Origin of the sequence: Kineothrix sp. MSJ-39, from assembly GCF_018917935.1 — a bacterium.
Classification (GTDB): domain Bacteria; phylum Bacillota; class Clostridia; order Lachnospirales; family Lachnospiraceae; genus CAG-194.
The window spans coordinates 14,991-35,848 of sequence record NZ_JAHLPN010000018.1 but is presented as its reverse complement, the minus strand read 5'-3'; the positions used below and the strand labels follow the sequence as shown (position 1 = coordinate 35,848).

Annotated in this window: 19 protein-coding genes and 1 other annotated feature; of the genes, 4 read left to right on the top strand and 15 right to left on the bottom strand. The window is 45.4% G+C overall.

Annotated features, from left to right (window positions below; all coding sequences use genetic code 11):
* Nucleotides 1-11 precede the first annotated feature (11 nt).
* From folP to KQI22_RS11010, 4 genes are all read right to left on the bottom strand, one after another.
* Entirely contained in the window at nt 12-821 is an 810-nt protein-coding gene (folP, locus tag KQI22_RS11025; RefSeq protein WP_216552286.1) for a dihydropteroate synthase, read from the bottom strand.
* Between the two features lie 88 nt (nt 822-909).
* Entirely contained in the window at nt 910-1,407 is a 498-nt protein-coding gene (locus KQI22_RS11020) for an HD domain-containing protein (protein ID WP_216552284.1), read from the bottom strand.
* 36 nt (nt 1,408-1,443) lie between these two features.
* On the bottom strand, nt 1,444-2,001 hold the full coding sequence (gene folE / locus KQI22_RS11015) for a GTP cyclohydrolase I FolE (RefSeq protein ID WP_216552282.1): 558 nt from the start codon (nt 1,999-2,001) through the stop codon (nt 1,444-1,446).
* Nucleotides 2,002-2,006: 5 nt separating this feature from the next.
* Nucleotides 2,007-3,311 carry a bifunctional folylpolyglutamate synthase/dihydrofolate synthase gene (locus tag KQI22_RS11010; protein WP_216552280.1) on the bottom strand — a complete coding sequence of 435 codons (1,305 nt, stop codon included), beginning with the start codon at nt 3,309-3,311 and terminating at the stop codon, nt 2,007-2,009.
* 114 nt (nt 3,312-3,425) lie between these two features.
* On the opposite strand from KQI22_RS11010, the gene KQI22_RS11005 reads away from it, so the two are divergent.
* Nucleotides 3,426-3,812 carry a putative ABC transporter permease gene (locus KQI22_RS11005; RefSeq protein WP_216552278.1) on the top strand — a complete coding sequence of 129 codons (387 nt, stop codon included), beginning with the start codon at nt 3,426-3,428 and terminating at the stop codon, nt 3,810-3,812.
* On the opposite strand, the gene KQI22_RS11000 is transcribed toward KQI22_RS11005, so the two are convergent.
* Nucleotides 3,795-5,159, bottom strand: a complete 1,365-nt coding sequence (locus tag KQI22_RS11000; protein ID WP_216552276.1) for an MATE family efflux transporter — start codon at nt 5,157-5,159, stop codon at nt 3,795-3,797. The two genes, KQI22_RS11005 and KQI22_RS11000, sit on opposite strands and share 18 nt — an antisense overlap.
* A gap of 238 nt (nt 5,160-5,397) precedes the next feature.
* On the opposite strand from KQI22_RS11000, the gene KQI22_RS10995 reads away from it, so the two are divergent.
* The 3 genes from KQI22_RS10995 (at nt 5,398) to KQI22_RS10985 (ending at nt 7,560) form a co-directional block, all read left to right on the top strand.
* Complete coding sequence (locus KQI22_RS10995) at nt 5,398-5,937, top strand: nitroreductase family protein (protein ID WP_216552274.1); 540 nt, start codon at nt 5,398-5,400, stop codon at nt 5,935-5,937.
* Nucleotides 5,938-6,111: 174 nt separating this feature from the next.
* Complete coding sequence (gene pyrB / locus KQI22_RS10990) at nt 6,112-7,023, top strand: aspartate carbamoyltransferase (RefSeq protein WP_216552272.1); 912 nt, start codon at nt 6,112-6,114, stop codon at nt 7,021-7,023.
* A 93-nt stretch (nt 7,024-7,116) separates the two neighbouring features.
* Nucleotides 7,117-7,560 (top strand): aspartate carbamoyltransferase regulatory subunit, encoded by a 444-nt coding sequence (locus tag KQI22_RS10985; RefSeq protein ID WP_022005566.1) that lies wholly within the window; start codon nt 7,117-7,119, stop codon nt 7,558-7,560.
* A 54-nt stretch (nt 7,561-7,614) separates the two neighbouring features.
* Here KQI22_RS10985 and lepB read toward each other — a convergent pair whose 3' ends face one another.
* The 10 genes from lepB to KQI22_RS10935 all read right to left on the bottom strand — a co-directional run bounded on the left by lepB (nt 7,615) and on the right by KQI22_RS10935 (nt 20,801).
* The gene (gene lepB, locus KQI22_RS10980) at nt 7,615-8,232 is read right to left on the bottom strand and encodes a signal peptidase I (protein WP_216552270.1); all 618 of its coding nucleotides are present in this window, start codon (nt 8,230-8,232) and stop codon (nt 7,615-7,617) included.
* A gap of 1 nt (nt 8,233) precedes the next feature.
* Entirely contained in the window at nt 8,234-9,007 is a 774-nt protein-coding gene (locus KQI22_RS10975) for an ABC transporter ATP-binding protein (protein ID WP_216552268.1), read from the bottom strand.
* Nucleotides 9,001-9,885, bottom strand: a complete 885-nt coding sequence (locus tag KQI22_RS10970) for an ABC transporter permease (RefSeq protein WP_216552266.1) — start codon at nt 9,883-9,885, stop codon at nt 9,001-9,003. Before KQI22_RS10970 ends, KQI22_RS10975 begins: the two co-directional genes overlap by 7 nt.
* Before the next feature lie 10 nt (nt 9,886-9,895).
* Nucleotides 9,896-10,981: an ABC transporter substrate-binding protein gene (locus KQI22_RS10965; RefSeq protein WP_216552264.1), complete on the bottom strand. Its 1,086-nt coding sequence runs from the start codon at nt 10,979-10,981 to the stop codon at nt 9,896-9,898.
* Nucleotides 10,982-11,040: 59 nt separating this feature from the next.
* Nucleotides 11,041-11,278, bottom strand: a binding site (T-box leader).
* 69 nt (nt 11,279-11,347) lie between these two features.
* Nucleotides 11,348-12,475, bottom strand: coding sequence for a DUF6709 family protein (locus tag KQI22_RS10960; RefSeq protein ID WP_216552262.1), 1,128 nt, complete (start codon nt 12,473-12,475; stop codon nt 11,348-11,350).
* A gap of 22 nt (nt 12,476-12,497) precedes the next feature.
* Entirely contained in the window at nt 12,498-16,010 is a 3,513-nt protein-coding gene (locus tag KQI22_RS10955; protein ID WP_216552260.1) for a glycoside hydrolase family 9 protein, read from the bottom strand.
* 132 nt (nt 16,011-16,142) lie between these two features.
* Complete coding sequence (locus tag KQI22_RS10950; RefSeq protein ID WP_442905257.1) at nt 16,143-17,075, bottom strand: TIGR03943 family putative permease subunit; 933 nt, start codon at nt 17,073-17,075, stop codon at nt 16,143-16,145.
* Between the two features lie 36 nt (nt 17,076-17,111).
* Nucleotides 17,112-18,299, bottom strand: coding sequence for a CobW family GTP-binding protein (locus tag KQI22_RS10945; RefSeq protein WP_216552256.1), 1,188 nt, complete (start codon nt 18,297-18,299; stop codon nt 17,112-17,114).
* A gap of 99 nt (nt 18,300-18,398) precedes the next feature.
* Nucleotides 18,399-19,649, bottom strand: a complete 1,251-nt coding sequence (hflX, locus tag KQI22_RS10940) for a GTPase HflX (RefSeq protein ID WP_216552254.1) — start codon at nt 19,647-19,649, stop codon at nt 18,399-18,401.
* Between the two features lie 177 nt (nt 19,650-19,826).
* Entirely contained in the window at nt 19,827-20,801 is a 975-nt protein-coding gene (locus KQI22_RS10935) for an aldolase catalytic domain-containing protein (RefSeq protein ID WP_216552252.1), read from the bottom strand.
* Nucleotides 20,802-20,858: the final 57 nt, after the last annotated feature.

The following is a 20,858-nucleotide window of genomic DNA, read 5'->3' as shown; positions in this document are numbered from 1 at the left end:
CGTTCCTCTTTCTACTCTGCCAGCATAATTGCCTTTGCCATCTGCATGGCACGCAGATTTTCCTTCACATCGTGCACCCGGATAAAACTGCAGCCGGAAAGAACCGATGCTACCGTGATCGCGATCGTCCCTTCCAGTCTTTCATCCTTTGGCAGATCCAGTGTGAGTCCGACAACCGATTTTCTGCTTGCCGCCATCAGAACCGGAAGCCCCAGACTGTGCAGCTCACTCACATTTTTAATGACTGTCAGATTCTGTTCATAAGATTTTGCAAAACCGACACCCGGATCGATCATGATCTTATCATAGGAAATCCCCGCATTTTTTGCCAGCTCCAGTGAGCTTTCCAGATCCATCAAAACATCCTTCATAAAGTCCTGATAGTCCGTATTCTTTCTGTTGTGCATCAGACAGCAGGACGCATCTGCGTCTGCGATCACCTTTGCCATAGCAGGATCGTATTGCAGTCCCCAGATATCATTGATCATATCTGCTCCTGCTTTCAGGCCCTCTTTTGCGACGCCGGATTTGTATGTATCGAGAGAAACCGGTACATCAAACCGCTTCTTGACCGCCTCGATCACAGGCAGGACACGGGAAATCTCCTCTTCATCGGAAAGCTTTGTATACCCCGGTCTTGTTGATTCACCGCCGATATCTATGATCGCCGCACCTTCCTCTACCATACGCTCGGTCTGTCTGAGTGCTGCATCTAAAGTGTTGAACTTTCCTCCATCCGAAAAGGAATCGGGAGTGACATTCAAAATGCCCATGATGTATGATTCGTGTTGTGTGTCAAATGTCTTGTTTCCGATAATCATTTCCGTCGTTTCCTCCTGCATAACCTGCCGTTTATCTGTCTTTGCTACAATTCTTTATCTCATCACTTCTGCTGCGGTATTTTATACACTACCAGATAAGCTGTCTGTTTTTCTTATCGCCCTTCCAGTTGCATGCCCCTTCTTGTTTGCAGCAGTAGCAGGGACGGCTCAGCTTATCAGCCCGATATAACAGGCCGTTTAAGTCTTTTCTGTCACGTACCTCTACCTGTCTGTGGGTAGCGATCGCTGATACGATCTGCTCCGACTCTTCCTGCGAAAAACCGCAGTCTTTTAAAATAGCCGGTGCCATCCGTGCACTGACCAGTGCATGATCTTCTCCCGTCTCATACTGGATATGCCTTCCGACGTCATGCAGAAGTGCTGCAGCATAAATAAGCTCTGCATCCTGCCCATATCCTTCAGTCAGATTCAGGATCACTGCCAGTCTTGCCACATCCAGAAAATGCCCCATATCGTGATGGCAGAACACCCTGTCCCGCTCCTTTTCGGCATTTTGGAAAACATATGCTTTATAGGAAGGATGGGTTAAGATCCGGTTGATACGCTCTGTTTTCTTCTGTTCCATTGTTCTGCATCATCCTTTCCTGATATATCACACTTTTTAGCTGTGCAGCATCTGGAAAAATGTATTCTGCAGTGCTTCATTGTCCGCAAAACAGCCTCTTGTCGCAATGCTCACCGTCTGGCTGCCCGGCTTCTTGATCCCACGCATCGTCATACACATATGCTCTGCCTGCACCATGACCATGGCGCCCTTGACACCCAGCTCATCCATCAGAGCATCTGCGATCTGATCTGTCAACTGCTCCTGCAGCTGTAATCTTCTGGCAAATACCTCTACCGTCCTTGCCAGCTTACTCAGCCCGACAACCTTCCCGTCCGGGATATATGCCACATGTGCTTTTCCGTAAAAAGGAAGCATATGATGCTCACACATGGAATAAAAGGTAATATCCTTTTCCAGCACAATGCCTGTATTTTGAGAGGTAAATGTCTTAGACAGATGCACTGCCGCATCTTCATCCATTCCCGCCATCAGTTCCTCATACATCCTTGCGATCCGCGCCGGTGTTTCCTTCAGTCCTTCTCTTTCGGTATCTTCTCCGAGCCCTTCCAGTAATAACCGGACCGCCTGCTCTACCTTCTGTTTATCTACCATTCTTTTCACGCTCTCTTCGTTTTCATCTTGTCTATAATATCCATGATCTGTCCCAGATAGGAAAGCGATCCAAATGCCAGGATCACGCTGTCCTTATCTGCCAGAAGATAGCTCATCTCCACAGCTTCCTCTAAACTGTCTGCTGCCGTCACACGGTTATGATACTTCGCCACAGTTTCTGCCAGTGTAAGGGCAGACAACGCTCTCGGATTACCGGGCGTTCTGACTGTGATGATACTGTCTGCAAAGGGACTCATGATCTCTGCGATCTTTTCATATTCTTTATCCCTTAATACTCCCATTATATAAATAATCTTCTTATTTGTAAAATAGAATTGCACGGTCTGCGCCAGCTTTCTTGCAGCATCTTCATTATGTGCGCCATCCACGATAAAATACGGTTTTTTGGACAATATCTCGAACCTGCCGTGCCATCTGGTCTGCTCCATGCCCTTTAAGATCGCCCTGTCTGATATCCTGTATCCCTTCTGCTGCAAAATCTCTGCTGCCCGCAGGGAAAGCAGGGCATTTGCGATCTGGTAATTGCCTGCCAGACGGATCGTGACCGGTAATCTGTTCCTGTATAAAAAGGTCTGTTTTTCCAGCCCGTAATGAATGGATGAAGCAGCCTCCGGTTCGCTGACTGTCAGTGCTGCCTGTTTTTCTTTGCAGACCGCCCTGAGTACATCCATGACAGGCTCACGCTGTTCCATCGTTACCACACTGCAGCCCTGTGTGATGATACCCGCCTTTTCTTTTGCGATCTGCTCAAGGCTGTCACCCAGAAATGCCATATGATCCATGCTGATAGAAGCAAATACCGCCAGGAGCTTTTGTGTATCCGGTATGACATTGGTCGCATCCAGCCTGCCGCCCATTCCTGTTTCCAAAACAACCATATCACAGTTCTTTTCCTTATAATAAAGAAAGCCGAGCACCGTTTCCACTTCAAAAGAAGTCGGATGTGCAAAGCCGTCCGCCACCATTTCATCACAATACGTTTTTATCTGCGTCAGCAGCCTGCACAATGCAGTCTTGGTGATCATGGACTGATTGACACAGATCCGTTCCCGATAGGTGCGTATCGTCGGCGAATTATAACGTCCAACTCTGTACCCCGCCGCCATCAGGATATTGGACAAAAAAGCAGATACCGAGCCTTTCCCGTTCGTCCCTGCGATATGGATAAAGTTAAGCTCCTTCTGCGGATCTCCCGCTCTTCTCAAAAGCTCCTGTATCACAGTCAGCCCCAGCTTACTGCCAAGTGTATTTAAGTATGCAATATATTCCATTGCCTCTTTTTCATTCATGCTTTATACTTCCCAATCTCATGCAGACTGTCCCATCTGCTTTTTCTCACATCATCCTATCCAGTATACAATTTTTTACAGAATAAAAAAAGTAATTTTGTCAATACTGCAAGTATGATAAAAAAATTCTTAACCTGTGGTGTCGTCGGCTGGTGTCTGGAGATCATTTTTACCGCCGCCTGCACAATAAAAAAACATGATATCCGCCTGAAAGGCAATACTTCCCTCTGGATGTTTCCGATCTACGGAATGGCTGTCCTCCTGCAGCCTGTGTTCAGACTGTTAAAGGGCAAACCGCTTCTTTTACGGGGCAGCGTCTATACCGTCTGTATCTTTATCACAGAATTTATAACGGGCAGACTGCTTCAGAAGAAGCATGCCTGCCCGTGGGATTATTCGGAGGCTCCGCTCAATATCGACGGAGTGATCCGACTGGATTATGCGCCCTGCTGGTTTGGTACAGGGCTTCTTTATGAATATATCTTAAACACCATGCACTGACGTCGTTTTCTGCATGCCTGTTTCAATGCGTTTCATTTTATATAAGTAGGCAGCCAGTAAAAAGAAGCCTGCACCTACCCACGCACTGACATTGGCAATACAGACGCCCGTGTAGCTGTGGTGATATGCTGCAAGAAATGCAAAGATCGTACGGCAGACAAGTTCTACAACGCCGCCCATCATTGGCAGGAACCCATAGCCTGCGCCCTGCAGTACATTACGGAATACGAAGATCATTCCAAGCGGGATATAGCAAAGTGCACTGATACGCATATAAATTGCCGCTGCATCGACTACCGCCTGCACATTGTCACCGGTCACAAAAACAGGAACGACCGAAACAAGTGCTGTAGCCACAAGTACACCGATCACAACTGCGTAAACGATCGTCATCAGATTGGCTGCTGCCACACCCTTACGGATCCGTTTGATATCTCCGATCCCCATATTCTGTGCGCTGTAGGTCGCCATTGTGGCTCCCATGGCAAGGAACGGCTGTGTCACGACCTGCTCCACCTTGGAGGCTGCAGTATAAGCTGCCACCATGACAGAACCGAGCAGATTCAACGCGCTCTGCAAAATGATCGCACCGACCGCCGTAATGGAGAACTGCAGTGCCATCGGAATACCGATTGCTAACTGCTGCATGCTAAGCGTATGCTCCAGCTTCCAGTTTCCTTTTCCCGGATGCAGGATCTCCATCTTCTTATATACATAGAAGAGACACAATACACCGGATACGCCCTGAGAAATGATTGTTGCCCAGGCAGCACCTGCCACACCCATATCACAGACAATGATCAGAAACAGATCCAGCCCGCAGTTCAGCACAACGGAAACCAGCAGGAAATAAAGCGGCACTTTGCTGTTGCCGACCGCACGCAGAACCGCTGCCATCATATTATACAGAACATTACAGAAAATACCGCCGCAGATCACAATAATATAATCATACGCATCCTGAAAAATGTCCGCAGGCGTGTTCATCAGTGTCAAAAGCTGTTTCATAAAAACCATGCTGAAGAAGGTCATGACCGCTGATACGATCACAGCCAGAAGCGCAGCATTTCCCACTGCTCTTTTCATGCCTTTGATATCACCCGCACCAAATCTCTGCGATACAAGCACCGTGAAGCCTGATGTCAGTCCGGATAAAAAGCCGAGGATCAGAAACATGATCGTTCCGGTACTTCCTACTGCGGCAAGAGCTCCAACACCGACAAAACGACCTACGATAATACTGTCTACCGTATTATATAACTGCTGAAAAATATTACCGATCGCTACCGGGAGCAGAAAACGCAGCATCAGACCCATCGGTTTTCCTTTTGTCATATCCAGTTCCATGATTAACTCCTTTATCTCATTTATATTCTCTATCCATCCACGGAAATCCACTGCTTCAGATTTCCTTCCTCGCTGCATTTTATCAGCTTTTTATCAATTTGCAAGCGCTAAAATAAAGTGAGCAAAATAATGCTCTTTTTCTGGCAATATTGTTTCATTTTTATTCCCGGATAAGCATTGCAAGTGGCAAAATGGTATGCTAATATAATAGGCAAAAGCAAATCAGAAGGAGGAACTTATGACTGCAAAAGAATGTATTTATGGACGTAGAAGTATCAGAAAGTATAAACCGGATCCGGTTGATCACGCACTGCTGGAATCCGTGATCGAAGCAGCTTCTTATTCACCAAGCTGGAAGCATTCCCAGACGATCCGCTATATCGCGATCGAAGGCGAATTGAAAGACAAGATCGGTCGTGACTGTACCACTATTTTCCCAAATAATGGTAAAATTATTGAAAATGCACCGCTTTTAATCGCTGTTACTGTTATCAAAAACAGATGTGGCTACGAAAGAGACGGTTCCTTCTCTACAGGGCGTGGAGACACCTGGCAGATGTTTGATGCCGGTGTTGCCAGCCAGACATTTTGTTTAGCCGCCTATGAAGCAGGTCTTGGCACCGTTATCATGGGATTATTTGACAATGATAAAATTACTTCTTTATTAGAGATCCCGGAAGACAGAGAACTGGTAGCACTCATCCCGGTCGGATATCCGGATGAAACACCTGCAGCTCCAAAAAGAAAAGCTGTAGCCGATTTATTAACGTATAAGTAAACTGATAGAATCGAAGAGAATCATTTCCCTTCGATTCTATTTATGTAATGTCATGCATTGAAGATGCATGATGTAGCCGCGGCTCATTTGCGCAGCAAATTCTGCATGAGCTGCGGTTCCAAATAACGTCATGAGGAGGGAGCCCTGATGACATCATATAAAGGAGAACAAACTATGAGACATTTGATGAGTCCACTGGATTTTACGACAGATGAGCTGACGCAATTATTTGATCTTGCTGCAGACATCGAAAAGAATCCACAGAAATACGCACACAAGTGCGACGGAAAGAAGCTTGCAACCTGCTTCTATGAGCCAAGTACCAGAACGCGTTTAAGTTTTGAAAGTGCCATGATCAATCTTGGCGGACAAGTCATCGGTTTTTCCGATGCAGGTTCCTCTTCCGCTTCCAAGGGAGAAAGCGTTTCCGATACGATCCGCGTTATTTCCTGTTTTGCAGATATCTGCGCCATGCGTCATCCAAAGGAAGGTGCACCGATGGTTGCTGCTGCACATTCCCGCATTCCGGTCATCAACGCCGGAGACGGCGGACATCAGCATCCGACCCAGACACTGACAGACCTTTTGACGATCCGCAGCCTGAAAGGCCGTCTGGATCATTTCACGATCGGGCTTTGCGGCGACCTGAAATTCGGTCGTACCGTTCACTCCCTGATCCGTGCACTGGTACGTTATGAGGATATCCACTTTGTATTTATCTCCCCGGAAGAGCTGCGTGTTCCGGATTATATCACGGACATGCTCAAAGAAATGGGCATCTCTTATGAAGAAAACACCAGTCTGGAAGATACGATCGCAGATCTGGATCTGCTTTACATGACAAGAGTCCAGAAGGAACGTTTCTTCAACGAAGAAGATTATGTCAGATTAAAAGATTTCTATATTCTGAACAAACAGAAAATGGAACTTGCCAAACCGGATATGCTTGTACTCCATCCGCTTCCACGTGTCAATGAAATTTCCGTTGAAGTGGACGACGATCCGAGAGCTGTATACTTCAAGCAGGTACAATACGGTGTCTATGTCCGTATGGCACTGATCCTGACACTGCTTGATCTTGCGTAAATGGCAAATGGGGTGCTGAATCGTTACTGTAACTACACGGGGAAAGCATTTTACCATATATTCACAGAGCAATATATATAGAAGGAGACAACCATGTTAAATGTAGGAAAAATTGAAGAAGGATTTGTACTGGATCATATCGAAGCAGGCAAGAGCCTGACAATCTATCACCTGCTCCAGCTTGATAAACTGGATTGTACCGTTGCGATCATCAAAAATGCACGCAGTAACAAAAAAGGGAAAAAAGATATCCTGAAGGTAGAATGTGATATTAATACATTGAATATCGATGTTCTCGGTTTTATCGACCATAACATCACCGTCAATGTGATCAAGGACGGCAAGATCGTAGAAAAAAGAGATCTGAGCCTGCCAAAGGAGATCAAAAACGTCATCAAATGTCGTAACCCTCGCTGCATCACTTCCATTGAGCAGGAGCTGCCACACATCTTCGTACTGGCCGATGAGAAGAAAGAAATTTACCGTTGCAAATATTGTGAAGAGAAATGCAGAAAAAGAGATCTGTTCTATCAATAAGATAAGCAAAGCCGCATGCTGGTTGCATGCGGCTTATTTTATGTCTGTCATATTTTATTGTTTTGCATCTTCCTCATATGGCGACTGATTTAACAGCGTAGGCTTTGGAAAATAGCGGAAGATCGCTTTTCCAAGTATCTGATCCCTGTTTACGAAGCAATATCCCTGTGCTGTCGCATCTTCCACACTATCCGCCAGTCCATAATCAACTGCTTCCATCGCCCAGTATCTTCCATCCGCAGAATTGTTCCGGTTATCTCCCATCACAAAATAGCATTCCTCTGGGATTTCATAAGTCAGCCCATCATTCATGGCAACCCAGTCTTCCTTGAGGTAAGGCTCATCAAGCGGTGTTTCACTGTGATCAATGTAGACCTTTGCATCTCTGATCTCCAGTGTTTCTCCCGGAAGTCCGATCACACGCTTGATATAGATTTCGTCCTCATCCACCGGATAGCGGAAGATAACAATATCTCCACGTGCAGGTCCTTCCTTCTGGTAAGAAAGGCGGAAACCGATCAGACGGTCTCCCGGCTGGATCGTATTTTCCATTGATCCCGTCGGTACATTTGCATTGACAATAATATAATGATTTAAAAACAGTGCGATCACAAACGCAACTGTCAGTGTCCAGATCCAGGAAAAAATTTCCTTTTTGGTTTCTTTCTTCATGCTAATTACCACATTCTACACTGATTTGGTTAAAGATCTTCATGATCTCTTCCGTATCTACATTCTTCTTTTCTTCTCCGGCTTTATCTAAAATAACCTTGCCTTCATGCATCATCAGAAGACGACTTCCGTATTCTACCGCATAGCGAAGATTATGGGTGACCATGATCGTTGTGACTTTCTTTTCCCGTACCACCTGATCTGTCAGCTGCATAATGATCTCAGCAGTTTTCGGATCAAGGGCTGCTGTATGCTCGTCAAGGATCAGAAAATCGATCGGTGTCATTGTTGCCATTAAAAGTGCCACTGCCTGACGCTGTCCGCCGGAAAGCGCACCTACCGGTGTATGCATCTTATCTTCCAGTCCGAGATTCAAATGTGCAAGCATTTCACGGTAATAATCGATATGTGCCTTATTGACACCTCTTGTTAAATTGAACGGTTTTCCCTTATTTTCCGCGATCGACATATTTTCCAGAATCGTCATCTGTGGGCAGGTTCCCTTGGAAGGATCCTGAAATACACGACCGATCTGTCGGCTTCTGACAAAATCCTTTTTGCCTGCATAATCTTTGCCATCTATTAAAATCTGTCCGTGGTCGATATCGATACTGCCACAGATAATGTTCAGCATGGAAGTCTTACCGGAACCGTTACTGCCGACAACGGAAACAAACTCTCCGTCCTTTACCGTCAGGTTAAAATCATCAAAAAGACAGATCTCATTGACAGATCCCGGATTAAAAAATTTATGGATATGCTGCAGCTCTAACATGTACTCTTCACCTTCTTCTTTCTCTCTGTTCCCACAACAAGGATCAATAAGAACAGGACTGCTGTGATCAGTTTCAGATCTGTAGACTGCATACCCATACGGATCGCTACAGCAACACAGGCTTTATAGATCAGTGAGCCAATGACAACACTGGAGGTCACACGCAGGAAAGTTACCTTTTTAAAGACTGTTGTTCCAATGATAACAGAAGCAAGACCGATCACGACCGTACCTGTTCCCATTGTCACATCAAAGTAACGCTGCTGCTGTGCAAACATACAACCACTGAGCGCCGCAAAGCCGTCGCCGAGTGCCAGACCCAGGATCTTGATCCATCCCTTATCCACGCCAAGGCTCGTTACAATCGTCTCATTATCGCCGACCGCACGCAGCATAAAACCGGATTTGGTACTTAAATACCAGTCCAGAATGTATTTCACGATCATTGTGATCACAAATGCCACAATCACTGTTTTAAACTGGGAAAGACTTTCCGGGATAATGGCATTGACCAGTTTGTTATCAAAAATATTTTCCATATTGTAGATTGGCAGGTTTGCCTTGCCCGCAATACGGAGATTAACGGTATAAAGTGCCGTCATCATGATAATACCGGATAACAGATCCCGCACACGGAGTTTGACATGGATCAGTCCTGTCAACATACCTGCAACCGCACCGGCTGCAAAAGAAATTGGCAATGTCAAAAACGGATTCCATCCCTTTGTGATCAACATAGCAGTAATAGCAGCTCCCAACGGGAAGCTGCCATCTACTGTCATATCCGGAAAATCCAAAATTTTGTAGGTGATATAAAGTCCGAGCGCCATGATCGCATAGATCAGACCCTGCTCGAAAACACTCAGTACTAAACTCATTTCTTACCTCTTACTCTACTGTAATTTCATCAAATGTCTGATATGCTCTACCTGCCATATCATCACTGATCGTCAGATTCACATCTGCTGCTGCCTTTGTATTGATGTAAAGGCTAGGCTCGCTGATGACTTCAAAGTTCATTTCGGAAGCCTTTGCTTCTCCCTTTAATACCTTTGCAGCCATAGCACCTGTCTGCTTACCAAGCTCTACATACTCAAGACCCATGGAAGCAACACAGCCTGCTTTTACCTGTTCTACTTCAGAACCGAATACCGGAATACCTGCATCCTTTGCTGCTGCAAGCTCTGTCTGCAGAGCAGATACAACAGTATTATCCGTCAAATTGGTAATGCAGTCAACCTTTCCTGCTAAATCTTTTGCTGCCATTTCTACATCTGCAACTACATTGATACCGGATTCTACAATTTCAAATCCATAATCCGGAGCTGCTTCTTTGTAGCTTGCGATCGTGCTGACTGAATTTGTTTCACTTGTTGTATAAATAATACCGATCGTTTTTGCATCCGGTAACATTTCACGAATCATTTCAAGCTGTGCATTGATTGCCAGTGCATCGGATGTACCTGTGATGTTGCCAACCGGTGTACCATCTTCGTTTGCAAGACCTGCTTCTACCGGATCGGAAACTGCTGTGTAGATAACCGGGATATCTGTATTCATGCAAGAGTTATATGCTGCCATTGCAGATGGTGTTGCGATACCACAAATCATATCCACACCCTGTGATACATAGTTTTCTGCGATCGTACTTGCTGTACCTGTATCAGCCTGTGCATTGTCATAAATGACTGTCAGGTTTTCACCTTCTACGATACCTGCATCTGCAAGTCCCTGTAAGAAGCCTTCTCTGCAGTTATCCAGAGAACCGTGCTCAGCGAACTGTGAAATACCGATCGTATACTGTTTGCCGTCTGTTGCTGCGTCAGTGGCATCTGTTGCTTCTGCCTCTTCTGTTGCATCCGTTTCTTCTGTTTCATTTGCAGTTGTATCTGCTGCATCATTTGTGCTGCCGCATGCCATTAAGGAACATGCCATTACTGCTGCCATCATCATTGCTACTACTTTCTTTTTCATACTTATTTCCTCCCAGAAAATGAATTTTCATAACATAAAGAAAACCGCCTCAAGCTAATGCTTGAGACGGTAATAAACTAAGTATTATCGCGGTACCACTCAAATTGACAATGTGTCCACTCTGTCATGTACTATCATACATGTCACCTTGATAACGGGTGTGCATCCCGCTGACTCCTACTTGATTCAGGTCAGCCTCGAAAGCCCATTCATCAAAATTCCATTTGCTGCAATCCCACCACCTGCAGCTCTCTGGGAAACTTCCTAATGACTACTCTTCTTTCTCATCGGTTTCTTTACATTATGTTTGGTTTTTTAAGTTGTGTTTACTTTACAACTATTTTTTTTGAATGTCAATACCGAATTTTAAAAATTTTGCATTTCCGTATCCGGTGCTGATGTCATGTCCTCGGCAGTATCCGTCATATTTACTTCATACTCCTGCTTTCTGTTTCTGACGGCCTGGCTCATCCGGTCTCTTTCCGTATTATACAGTTCTACCCAGTCTTCGTCATAGCCAATAAACAAATATGGCATATTTGCAGCAATATATTGCAATGCCTCCTGCGAAGCTGTCTTTTTACTCATTGGAATGTCAAATGTTCTTCCATCATAAAGCTTCACAACAACAGAATAGGTTTTACCTGTCGGAATAAAGTTTGTTCTGTGCTGTACCACATTTTCATATACCCATAATACCTGATCTGCCTCTGCCAAATATACCTTTGTTCCCTTTACAGCCATGAAATAATCCTGCCCGATGCGGATTCCCTGCACCGCCGGCTGCATCTGGTAAAAATGTTCAATCTGTGAAAGTATATATTCTTTGTTTCCCTTCCTTTCGCAATATTCTTCCAATGCTTTTACATTCCTGCCCTTCATTCCGCTGACAAGCATATAAATACCGCCGATCAGGGCGCCTGCTGCAAGCAATATAAAGAAGATAATGGTTACCATGTTTCCCTCACCGATATCACCGTCATTGATCACATAAGGCAGGAATAATGCCGCACTTTCCTCCGGTAAACCAATCCTATCTACAAACTCATTAAAGTATGTCAGATAATCACCTGATAGCGGCTGGATCGTTCCGGAAATCTTTACCGGTTGCAGATTATCCATTGCTGATTCGTCTCCATCCAGATACGCCCAGTAAGCATCCATATTTTCTTTCGCACGGTTCATTGTGGAACCACTGCAGTTTACACCCATGTATTCTGCCTCTCCGACAGGAATCATAAACTGCATGGCAGTCATATCACCCTCATCATTTTCCTGATAGGCATAATAATCCATAAAATAGTATATGTCACCCTCAACTTTCACATTTTTCTGTATATCCTCTGCCTTCAAATCTTCAATTTTCAATGTTTTTTGGAAAAGCACATTGAGATCATCCCATGTTATCGCCACAAATACAGCAGCAAGCACCCACAGAAAAATCGTTGCAAAAATACAGTTCGCCATGTATTTTTTCTTCAGCTTTTCAATCATATTTTTTCCCTCACTTTTTCTCTTACTTTATTTTTCTGAATCTCACACCACTGTCATACTTTTTCTTCAGAAGTTTTCTGTACGCCGTATTTTTCTTCTTGGGCAGTTTAAACAACATACCCTTCTTCGTCTTTTTAAATGCAGACGCACCAACCTTTTTCAGTTTTGTTGTTTTCAGTGTTACGGTTTTCAGTTTTTTACACTTATAAAATGCTTTTTTTCCGATCGTCCTGACATTTTTCGGTATCGTGATCGCAGTAATGCTTCTGTCACCCTCAAACGCACTGTCTCCGATCGTCACCAGACTGCCCGGCAGCGTTACCTTCTTTAATGCCGTACAATGATAAAACGCTTTCTTTCCGATCTTTGTGATCCCCTCTGCAATCTTTACTTTTTTCAGCTTTTTGTGGTTTGCAAATGCATACGGTGCGATCTCTTTTACATAGCAGGTTCTTCCCGTTGCATCCGTAAAAGTGGTCGGAATTGTGATATCCTCCGCATCTTCATCTGCCTCCGTGAAGGTGACATATACTTTGCCATCTTCTATCTGCGTGATCTCATAAACCTGACTGCCGACATCCATGCTGTCTCCGACCTCCACAGCCTCATCCGGTGTTTCATCTACATCATCTTCCGGCGTTTCACTTGGGGATTCACTTGGCGTCTGACTTGGTGTCATACTCGGTGCTGGGCTTGGACTTGGTGTCTCGCTCGGTGTCGGACTTGAACTTGGTGTCTCACTCGGTGTCGGACTTGAACTTGGTGTCTCACTCGGTTTCGGACTCGGGCTTGGTGTCTCGCTCGGTACCGGACTTGGACTCGGTGTCTCACTCGGTGCCGGGCTTGGGCTTGGTGTCTCACTCGGTGCCGGACTTGAACTTGGTGTCTCACTCGGTTTCGGACTCGGGCTTGGCGTCTCACTCGGTGTCGGACTCGGGCTCGGTGTTACACTCGGTGATTCACTTGGCTTCTGGCTTGACGCCGGACTCGGACTCGGTGTTGCACTCGGCTTCTGGCTTGACGCCGGGCTCGGACTCGGTGTTGCACTCGGTGATTCACTCGGCTTCTCACTTGGTGCCGGACTCGGGCTTGGCGTCGGACTCGGACTCGGTGACTCGCCAGAGGAGGTTCCATAGTATTTTTCTACTCCGATGCTTCTCAGCTCCGCCTCTGTTGCCAGATCTGTCGGATAGGCTTCCTCTCCCTTATGCAGCAGATACAGTCCTGCTGCAGCACCTACCAGACCGGCATTGTAATCCAGTGCTACCTCATTACAGTTATAATCTGCCTGATTATCTGCATATGTATCCTTTTCATCACTCGGGCCGCCAACAAGGGCTCCCAGCAATGTATAATGGTCTTCTCGCACTTGTCCTTTATCATTCGATCTGGATGCTGCACGGTGATGCGGATATTTTGCCGCATTCTCATTATAGCCGACTACAAAACAACGTTTCGCTTTGTTATTCCCAAGCAGATATTTCATCTGTCCGGTTGCCCAGCTACTGTAATTGCCGTCTGCCATGGATAACTTCTGGTTTGCCTGATCATAGATCAGCCCCATAAACTGTGCAGATGCATTATATCTTGCTGAGCCCCAGCCATCGATCATTTTAAAGCCCTGTGCTGTATTCTTATTGCCATAGCTGGCAAAGGCACTAACCGCTGTATAATCCTCTTTCAAAACCGCTGCTACCGGCCATGTATTGTCCCATGTCAGGCACCAGCCTGTATTTAACTTTCCGTAATAGGCATCTCGCTGCTGTTTATAGCTTTCGTTACCTGTTGCTGCATATAAAGCAGCCGCAGCCGTACAATAATCATCTTCCCAGTTGCTGGAAGAATAAAAAGGAGCTGCCCCCTGTGTTGCTACCTGCTTATTACTGCAATTCTTTGCAAAAGCAAATAAATCCTCTGCTGTCTTTAAGTACGCCTTACTCTTCGCAAGAACTTCCGCTCCTCCCTGTTTCTGGTAGTTAGCTGCCTGCAATGCAAGTGCTGCTACCGCAACAGAGACTTCATCTGTCGCGGGATTAGAGGTCGTTGCGAAAAATGCCGGTCTGTCTATTGTCTGACCTTCCGGTGCTTCCCACTTTGCATGGTCACTGTCTCCGTCTCCAACCTGATAGCAGAAAGCTTCTACAGTATCTGTTCCCTCTTTATAGATTGTACAGCGTGTAAAATAATCACAGAAGTAATCCATGATCGTATTAAAATGCGCTGTCTGTCCCAGCTCATCGTAAGCATCTGCAAACTGATAATAACCAAGTGCCAGAACGGTTGCTGCGTATCCCTGTGGCAGACCGAATTTCACATGATCGCCCGCATCATGATAGCCGCCGCTTACATCTACTGTCTTTCCATTATAGGTCACATAGCTGTCATATGTATGGCAATTTCCTCTCCAGGAAAAAGCACTGTTTTCATCCACACCTGTTCCGCACATATTTCCATCATAGAAATAAAGCGATTCCTGCAATAGCTTGGCAAAATTGTAGCTGATGTCCAGATTCAGATCCGTCGTCGTATCTTTCTGTGCATCTCCACCACTACTACCGCTTCCACCGGTCTCATCATTGGTATTTCCATTGGAATAATCTATCGTCGATTGTGTTCCATAATTATATGCCACATTGGTGATCGTGATATCCGATGCGTTTACCCATGTACTGCTGAATCCAAATCCCGGCGGATTAGCAGACATTTTTCCTGTTCCAAGCACCGCATTGGAATTTTCTTTATTCGGATACAGATAGATTGTATCGCCGTCTGCAGTATAGGTCGCATTCCAGCATTTGAATTTAGCTGCACTGCCGGATGAAACCGTCATTGTGATCACCCAGTCGCAAATGCTTTTTCCGGTCTGATTATCCACAGAAAGTTCAAACCCTGACCAGTCATTACTCGGCTGTCCCTGCGCATTTACCGTAACAACCACATTCCCGGAAGCTTCTCTGTCAGTCGTTATCTGACCACCGCTGCTTCCACTGCCACCGGATGCATCTGTCGAAAAATAAATATCTGATATTTCATAGCTTACACTGCTGCCCGATGCCAGATTGGCAAACTGCAGTCCCAGCTTTCCAATCTCATAGTATCCATCCCATTTCATGGAAGCCAGATCAAATTTCACTGTTCCGCTTTTTCCCACTGCGATATCGATCCAATCTCCATTTTCCCAGCTATAAGCCTTACTCATACCAAATGCCATACAGCCAGCATTTTTACCCTCATAGGCTGTCATAGCATCCACTTTAAAATCTACTACAAGCTGCTTTACACCCAGCGCGTCCAGTTCCTGCTTTTCATCCATATCCCATGGCAGCTTGACCAGCAGCTCCGCAGCCGGTGTATTACCATTTTGACCATCTACAGCATCTAATGTCCCTGCCATTTCGATATAAGCGGAAAGATCGATCTTACCGTCTGCCGCATATACCTTTTGACCGGGCAGTGTCATTCCGCTCATTACAACTGCAACCGACAAAACAAGCGCAAGCACCCTGTTTCGTTGTTTTCTCCGTACTCTTTTCACAAAAACCTCCCTCGTTGCATACCAACAGTTAGATTTATTGTAACAAAATAATGAGCCAATGTCGCTTGGCTCATTATACGGAAATTATGCATTTGTTTTGTACAATATGTCATGTTTTGGGTTGTTTACAGCTTACACAAAGCTGATTACTTCTTCCTTCGGTGCTTTCGTCTTTTCTACAGAAATGGCATGCAGCACAGGGCCTTCCTTGCCATAATCTTCAAAGTATTCAATGGCTACCTTTGCCGTTACCTTGACCCATTCCTTCTGCTTTAAGGTATCTGCCTGGTCATACTTGCAGGCATAGCCCAGAAATGCCATATCCTCCGCACAGCAGGTCATTGCCATTCTGCCCGGTACAAAATATCCCTTCGGGAAATTTTCAGGATGCAGCACCATACCTACATAGGAGATCGTCTTTCCGACATAACGCTGCATATTATCCAGCACATCAATATACCAGATTCCATAGCCTGTATCATCCAGATCGATCACATCTGCATTGACATCAAACGGCAGATCTTCTTCGAGCGTCGCATTTACTTCGCCGTTCTTATCCTCAAAGATGATCTCGGCATTCTGGTTGATCGCCTTGATATTTCTCTTGTAGGTCGGGATCTGCTCAATAATATTGTCACAGCGGTTCATAATGATCAGCTCAGATTTGCGGATATGCTCTGCCAGCAGAGATTTCATATTCGTAAAATAGCTTGAGAATGTAGAGCCGTCGATACAGGTGATCTGCTGTTCCAGCTTCCAGTGCCAAGGCAGTTTTACATTTTTGCTGTTCCACATACCGTTAAACTCGATCAGGATACGCGCCGGTTTATGCTTTTTCTCCAGCTCGATCAAATTCTGCGCTGTAAAATCTTCCTCATCCTCGATCAGTTCCATGACAGTCCTGCTCTTTTTCAGAAGCGTCGCATCATATTCGATATCGCCTTCCTCACATACGATCAGAAGCGTTTTGGCACGCATCTGGAAATAAGGCTGCGCGATCGTATACTGGATAAACTCTGTCTTACCACTATCCAGGAATCCGTTAATCATATATACAGGAATCATAAATTCTTTCCTCTTTCTTATCATATTTCTGTCTGCTTATTTACTGAACAGCTCTTTTAAAGCATCTTCCTTCAGTTCTGATCCGATGACACAGATCTTACCTGTGTACTCAGCACTGCCATCACGGATCTCGCTCTCACCCGGTACATAATCAAAGTGGATAAAGCCGTTTTCAGCCGGAAGCATACCTTTGGCACGCAGGATAAAGCCATATTTTTCTTTGTCCTCTAATGCATCCAGCATATTCTGTAATTCTTCCTTTGTATACTTGTCCGGTGTTTCCATGCCCCAGCTTGTAAATACTTCATCTGCATGATGATGTCCATGCTCGTGGTCATGTCCGCAGCAGCAGTGTCCGTCATGATCATGATGATGTTCATGTTCTTCGTGATCATGGTCATGATGGTGCTCATGTTCTTCGTGATCATGGTCATGATGGTGCTCATGTTCTTCATGATCATGGTCATGATCATGATGATGCTCATGTTCTTCGTGATCATGGTCATGATGATGCTCATGTTCTTCGTGATCGTGGTCATGATGGCAGCATTCATCGTCATGGTCGTGATGATGATGTTCATGCTCATGTTCTTCCATAACAGCTTTCAGAAGCTCTGCTTCCAGATCCTTGGCACCTTCAATGGCTTCCATGATCTTTGTACCCTCAAGTTCATCCCAAGGAGTTGTAATGATAGCTGCCTTTTCATTATGCTGACGGATCAGTTCGATACACTGGTTGATCTTTTCCTCACTCATTTCGCCTGTACGGCTTAAAATGATCGTGCCTGCATGCTCGATCTGGTTCTCGAAAAATTCACCAAAGTTCTTTAAATAAGTCTTGCATTTCTTTGCATCCACAACTGCAACCGCACTGTTTAAATGTACGCCAGCTTCACCTGTTGCACCTTCTACCGCACGCATAACGTCGGAAAGCTTTCCGACACCGGACGGCTCGATCAGGATACGGTCAGGATGATACTGATCCAGTACCTGCTTCAGTGCTGATGCAAAGTCACCAACCAAAGAGCAGCAGATACAACCGGAGTTCATCTCTGTGATCTCTACGCCTGCTTCCTTTAAAAAGCCGCCATCAATACCGATCTCACCAAATTCATTCTCGATCAGAACGACCTGCTCTCCCTGCAGTGCCTCTTTTAACAGTTTCTTTATTAAAGTTGTTTTTCCTGCTCCCAAAAATCCGGAAACAATATCAATTTTTGTCATGTTCTTCACCTTTCTTTATTCTGCTTCTTACTATAGTTACCTTTTGCACCGGAAATCACAGGGATTTCCCATGCCGCTATACTTATTATAGCACACTTGTCAAACCAGAAATTCCGCAAAGCGTCCTTTATCTGCCTGACTACATTCCACCGTTACTAAAATGCCATCTGCCTCATAGCTTTCCGAAAGTACATTTGCCTGTTCTTTCAAATAAGAGAAGATATCTCCTCTCGCATAAGGCAGGCACATATGACAGATCTCATGCCCCGCATACACCCGTTTCAGCACTTCATCCGCCAAAAGTATGATGCCGTCCTCTTCCTTTGCGGAAATATATACCGCCGATTCAGTTACCCTTGGATAACTTGCTCCTTCCATCCGGTCAACCTTATTATATACCATCAGAACCGGAATATCCGCAGCACCGATCTCCTCCAGTGTTTCATTTGTCACGGCAATATGGTCTTTGTAATCAGGATCCGAAAAATCCACCACATGCAATAGCAGATCTGCACTTGCTGCCTCCGACAGCGTAGAGCGGAATGCCTTGACAAGACCATGTGGCAGCTTGTCGATAAACCCAACCGTATCGGACAGGAGCACAGTCTTATTTTCCTTCGGTGTAATACTGCGGACTGTTGTATCCAGTGTCGCAAACAGCATGTCCTTTTCCATGACCGTTTTTTCCGCATCGCCCAGATAGCGCATGACCATGCTGTTCATGATCGTCGACTTTCCCGCATTGGTATAACCGACCAGTGCGACACGCGGGATCGCAGATCTGGCACGCTTCTTCTGCTGCGTCTGGCGTTCCGTTTCCATTTCGGCAAGCTCTCGTTTCAGCTCTGTCAGGCGGTTCTGTGCCCGTCTTCTGTCAAGCTCCAGTTTCTTCTCGCCGCTGCCTCTGCTGCTCATGGAGCCACTCGTTCCGCCCTGTCTGGATAATGCGTCATGCAGTCCCACAAGACGGGGCAGCAGGTATTGCAGCCTTGCCACCTCTACCTGCAGCATCGCTTCTCTGGATTTTGCCCTGGATGCAAAAATCTCCAGGATCAGCGTTGTACGATCCATGACTGCCATTCCCGTATCATCCTGAATATTCCGGAGCTGGGACGGTGTCAGCGAATCATTGAACAAAAGCAGGTCTGCCTGCAGGCTTTCCGCTTCTTCTCTGATCTGCTCCAGTTTTCCCGGCCCAACATAAATTGCTTTGTTGATCTGCGTATGCTGCACACAGCTTCCCACAACTTCCATCTCGCAGGCATTTGCCAGCTCTGCAAGCTCCGCCATAGAACGTTCAAATTGTCTGTCATTTTGCGTATCCACGCCAACCAGATATACCTTGTCCATGTTTCTCCCGTTTCCTTTTCTATTTCCAAACATCACCATTTTAATATGTTTAGGGACATTACGCAAATAAAAAATCTGTGAACTGCGCTTAATGCCAAAGGAATTTCCTGTGCAGTAAAAAAGAAGGATAGCATACGCTACCCTTCTTCACTCTTTTTGCCATTTTCTATTGCAGGATCAGCTTCTGTCCAGAAGTTCTGTATAGAAATCTGTGTAATCCGTTCTGCCTGCTTTCATACAGTCGATCGCTGATGACGGATGCAGATTTAATCTGCCTGTCAGGAAGTATGGGATATCATAGCCCCAGACAACTCCCTGCTCCTTCAGTGCTGTCATCTGCGTTTCCACAAATTTCAGTACCGGGAATAAATTGTATTTCGGGTTTTTCAAAAAGCCAAGTAACAATTCCATTGCACAGTTGCCTGCACCACGTCCCATAGAGCTCATGGTCGCATCCAGCAGGCTCACACCTCTTGCCATGGATTCGATCGTATTGGCGAAAGCAAGCTGCTGGTTGTTATGTGCATGGATTCCGACATATTTGCCTGCTGCATCCATGGCATCCACATATTTATCAGAGAGGGCACGGATCTGTTCCGGGTAAAGAGAACCATAGCTGTCTACCAGGTAAACACCATCTACATTTGTCTCTGCCAGCATCTTCAGTGCAGTATCCAGATCTGCCTCCTGCGCATTGGAGATCGCCATGATATTACAGGTAACCTCATATCCTTTTTCCTTTGCATCCTCGATCATATGGATCGCTGCAGGCATTGTATTGATATAGGTTGCCACACGTACCATATCGATCACGCTGTCTTTTTTATCAATGATATCCTTTTTATAATCGCAGCGGCCTACATCTGCCATAACGGAAATCTTCAGATCCGAATTGTTATCTCCCACGATCGCGCGGATATCGTCTTCATCACAGAATTTCCACTTGCCGAATTTATTGACATCGAACATATCCTTAGATGCCTTATAGCCGAATTCCATATAGTCAACGCCTGCTTTTACATTTGTACGATACAGTTCATTTACAAACTCATCTGTAAAATAAAAGCTGTTCACCAGTCCTCCGTCTCTGATTGTTGCATCTAATACCTTGACGTCAGTACGAACTGTCATCAAGTTTCCCTTCTGTGCCATTGTAATCTACTTCCTTTCTTTTCTCTTTTACGCTTCAACGCTTTAAAGCATGTGAGT

Coding starts and splice junctions, on each gene's coding strand:
- folP (WP_216552286.1), bottom strand. CDS start 821: ATGATTATCGGAAACAAGACATTTGACACACAACACGAATCATACATC.
- KQI22_RS11020 (WP_216552284.1), bottom strand. CDS start 1,407: ATGGAACAGAAGAAAACAGAGCGTATCAACCGGATCTTAACCCATCCT.
- folE (WP_216552282.1), bottom strand. CDS start 2,001: ATGGTAGATAAACAGAAGGTAGAGCAGGCGGTCCGGTTATTACTGGAA.
- KQI22_RS11010 (WP_216552280.1), bottom strand. CDS start 3,311: ATGAATGAAAAAGAGGCAATGGAATATATTGCATACTTAAATACACTT.
- KQI22_RS11005 (WP_216552278.1), top strand. CDS start 3,426: ATGATAAAAAAATTCTTAACCTGTGGTGTCGTCGGCTGGTGTCTGGAG.
- KQI22_RS11000 (WP_216552276.1), bottom strand. CDS start 5,159: ATGGAACTGGATATGACAAAAGGAAAACCGATGGGTCTGATGCTGCGT.
- KQI22_RS10995 (WP_216552274.1), top strand. CDS start 5,398: ATGACTGCAAAAGAATGTATTTATGGACGTAGAAGTATCAGAAAGTAT.
- pyrB (WP_216552272.1), top strand. CDS start 6,112: ATGAGACATTTGATGAGTCCACTGGATTTTACGACAGATGAGCTGACG.
- KQI22_RS10985 (WP_022005566.1), top strand. CDS start 7,117: ATGTTAAATGTAGGAAAAATTGAAGAAGGATTTGTACTGGATCATATC.
- lepB (WP_216552270.1), bottom strand. CDS start 8,232: ATGAAGAAAGAAACCAAAAAGGAAATTTTTTCCTGGATCTGGACACTG.
- KQI22_RS10975 (WP_216552268.1), bottom strand. CDS start 9,007: ATGTTAGAGCTGCAGCATATCCATAAATTTTTTAATCCGGGATCTGTC.
- KQI22_RS10970 (WP_216552266.1), bottom strand. CDS start 9,885: ATGAGTTTAGTACTGAGTGTTTTCGAGCAGGGTCTGATCTATGCGATC.
- KQI22_RS10965 (WP_216552264.1), bottom strand. CDS start 10,981: ATGAAAAAGAAAGTAGTAGCAATGATGATGGCAGCAGTAATGGCATGT.
- KQI22_RS10960 (WP_216552262.1), bottom strand. CDS start 12,475: ATGATTGAAAAGCTGAAGAAAAAATACATGGCGAACTGTATTTTTGCA.
- KQI22_RS10950 (WP_442905257.1), bottom strand. CDS start 17,075: ATGATTCCTGTATATATGATTAACGGATTCCTGGATAGTGGTAAGACA.
- KQI22_RS10945 (WP_216552256.1), bottom strand. CDS start 18,299: ATGACAAAAATTGATATTGTTTCCGGATTTTTGGGAGCAGGAAAAACA.
- hflX (WP_216552254.1), bottom strand. CDS start 19,649: ATGGACAAGGTATATCTGGTTGGCGTGGATACGCAAAATGACAGACAA.
- KQI22_RS10935 (WP_216552252.1), bottom strand. CDS start 20,801: ATGGCACAGAAGGGAAACTTGATGACAGTTCGTACTGACGTCAAGGTA.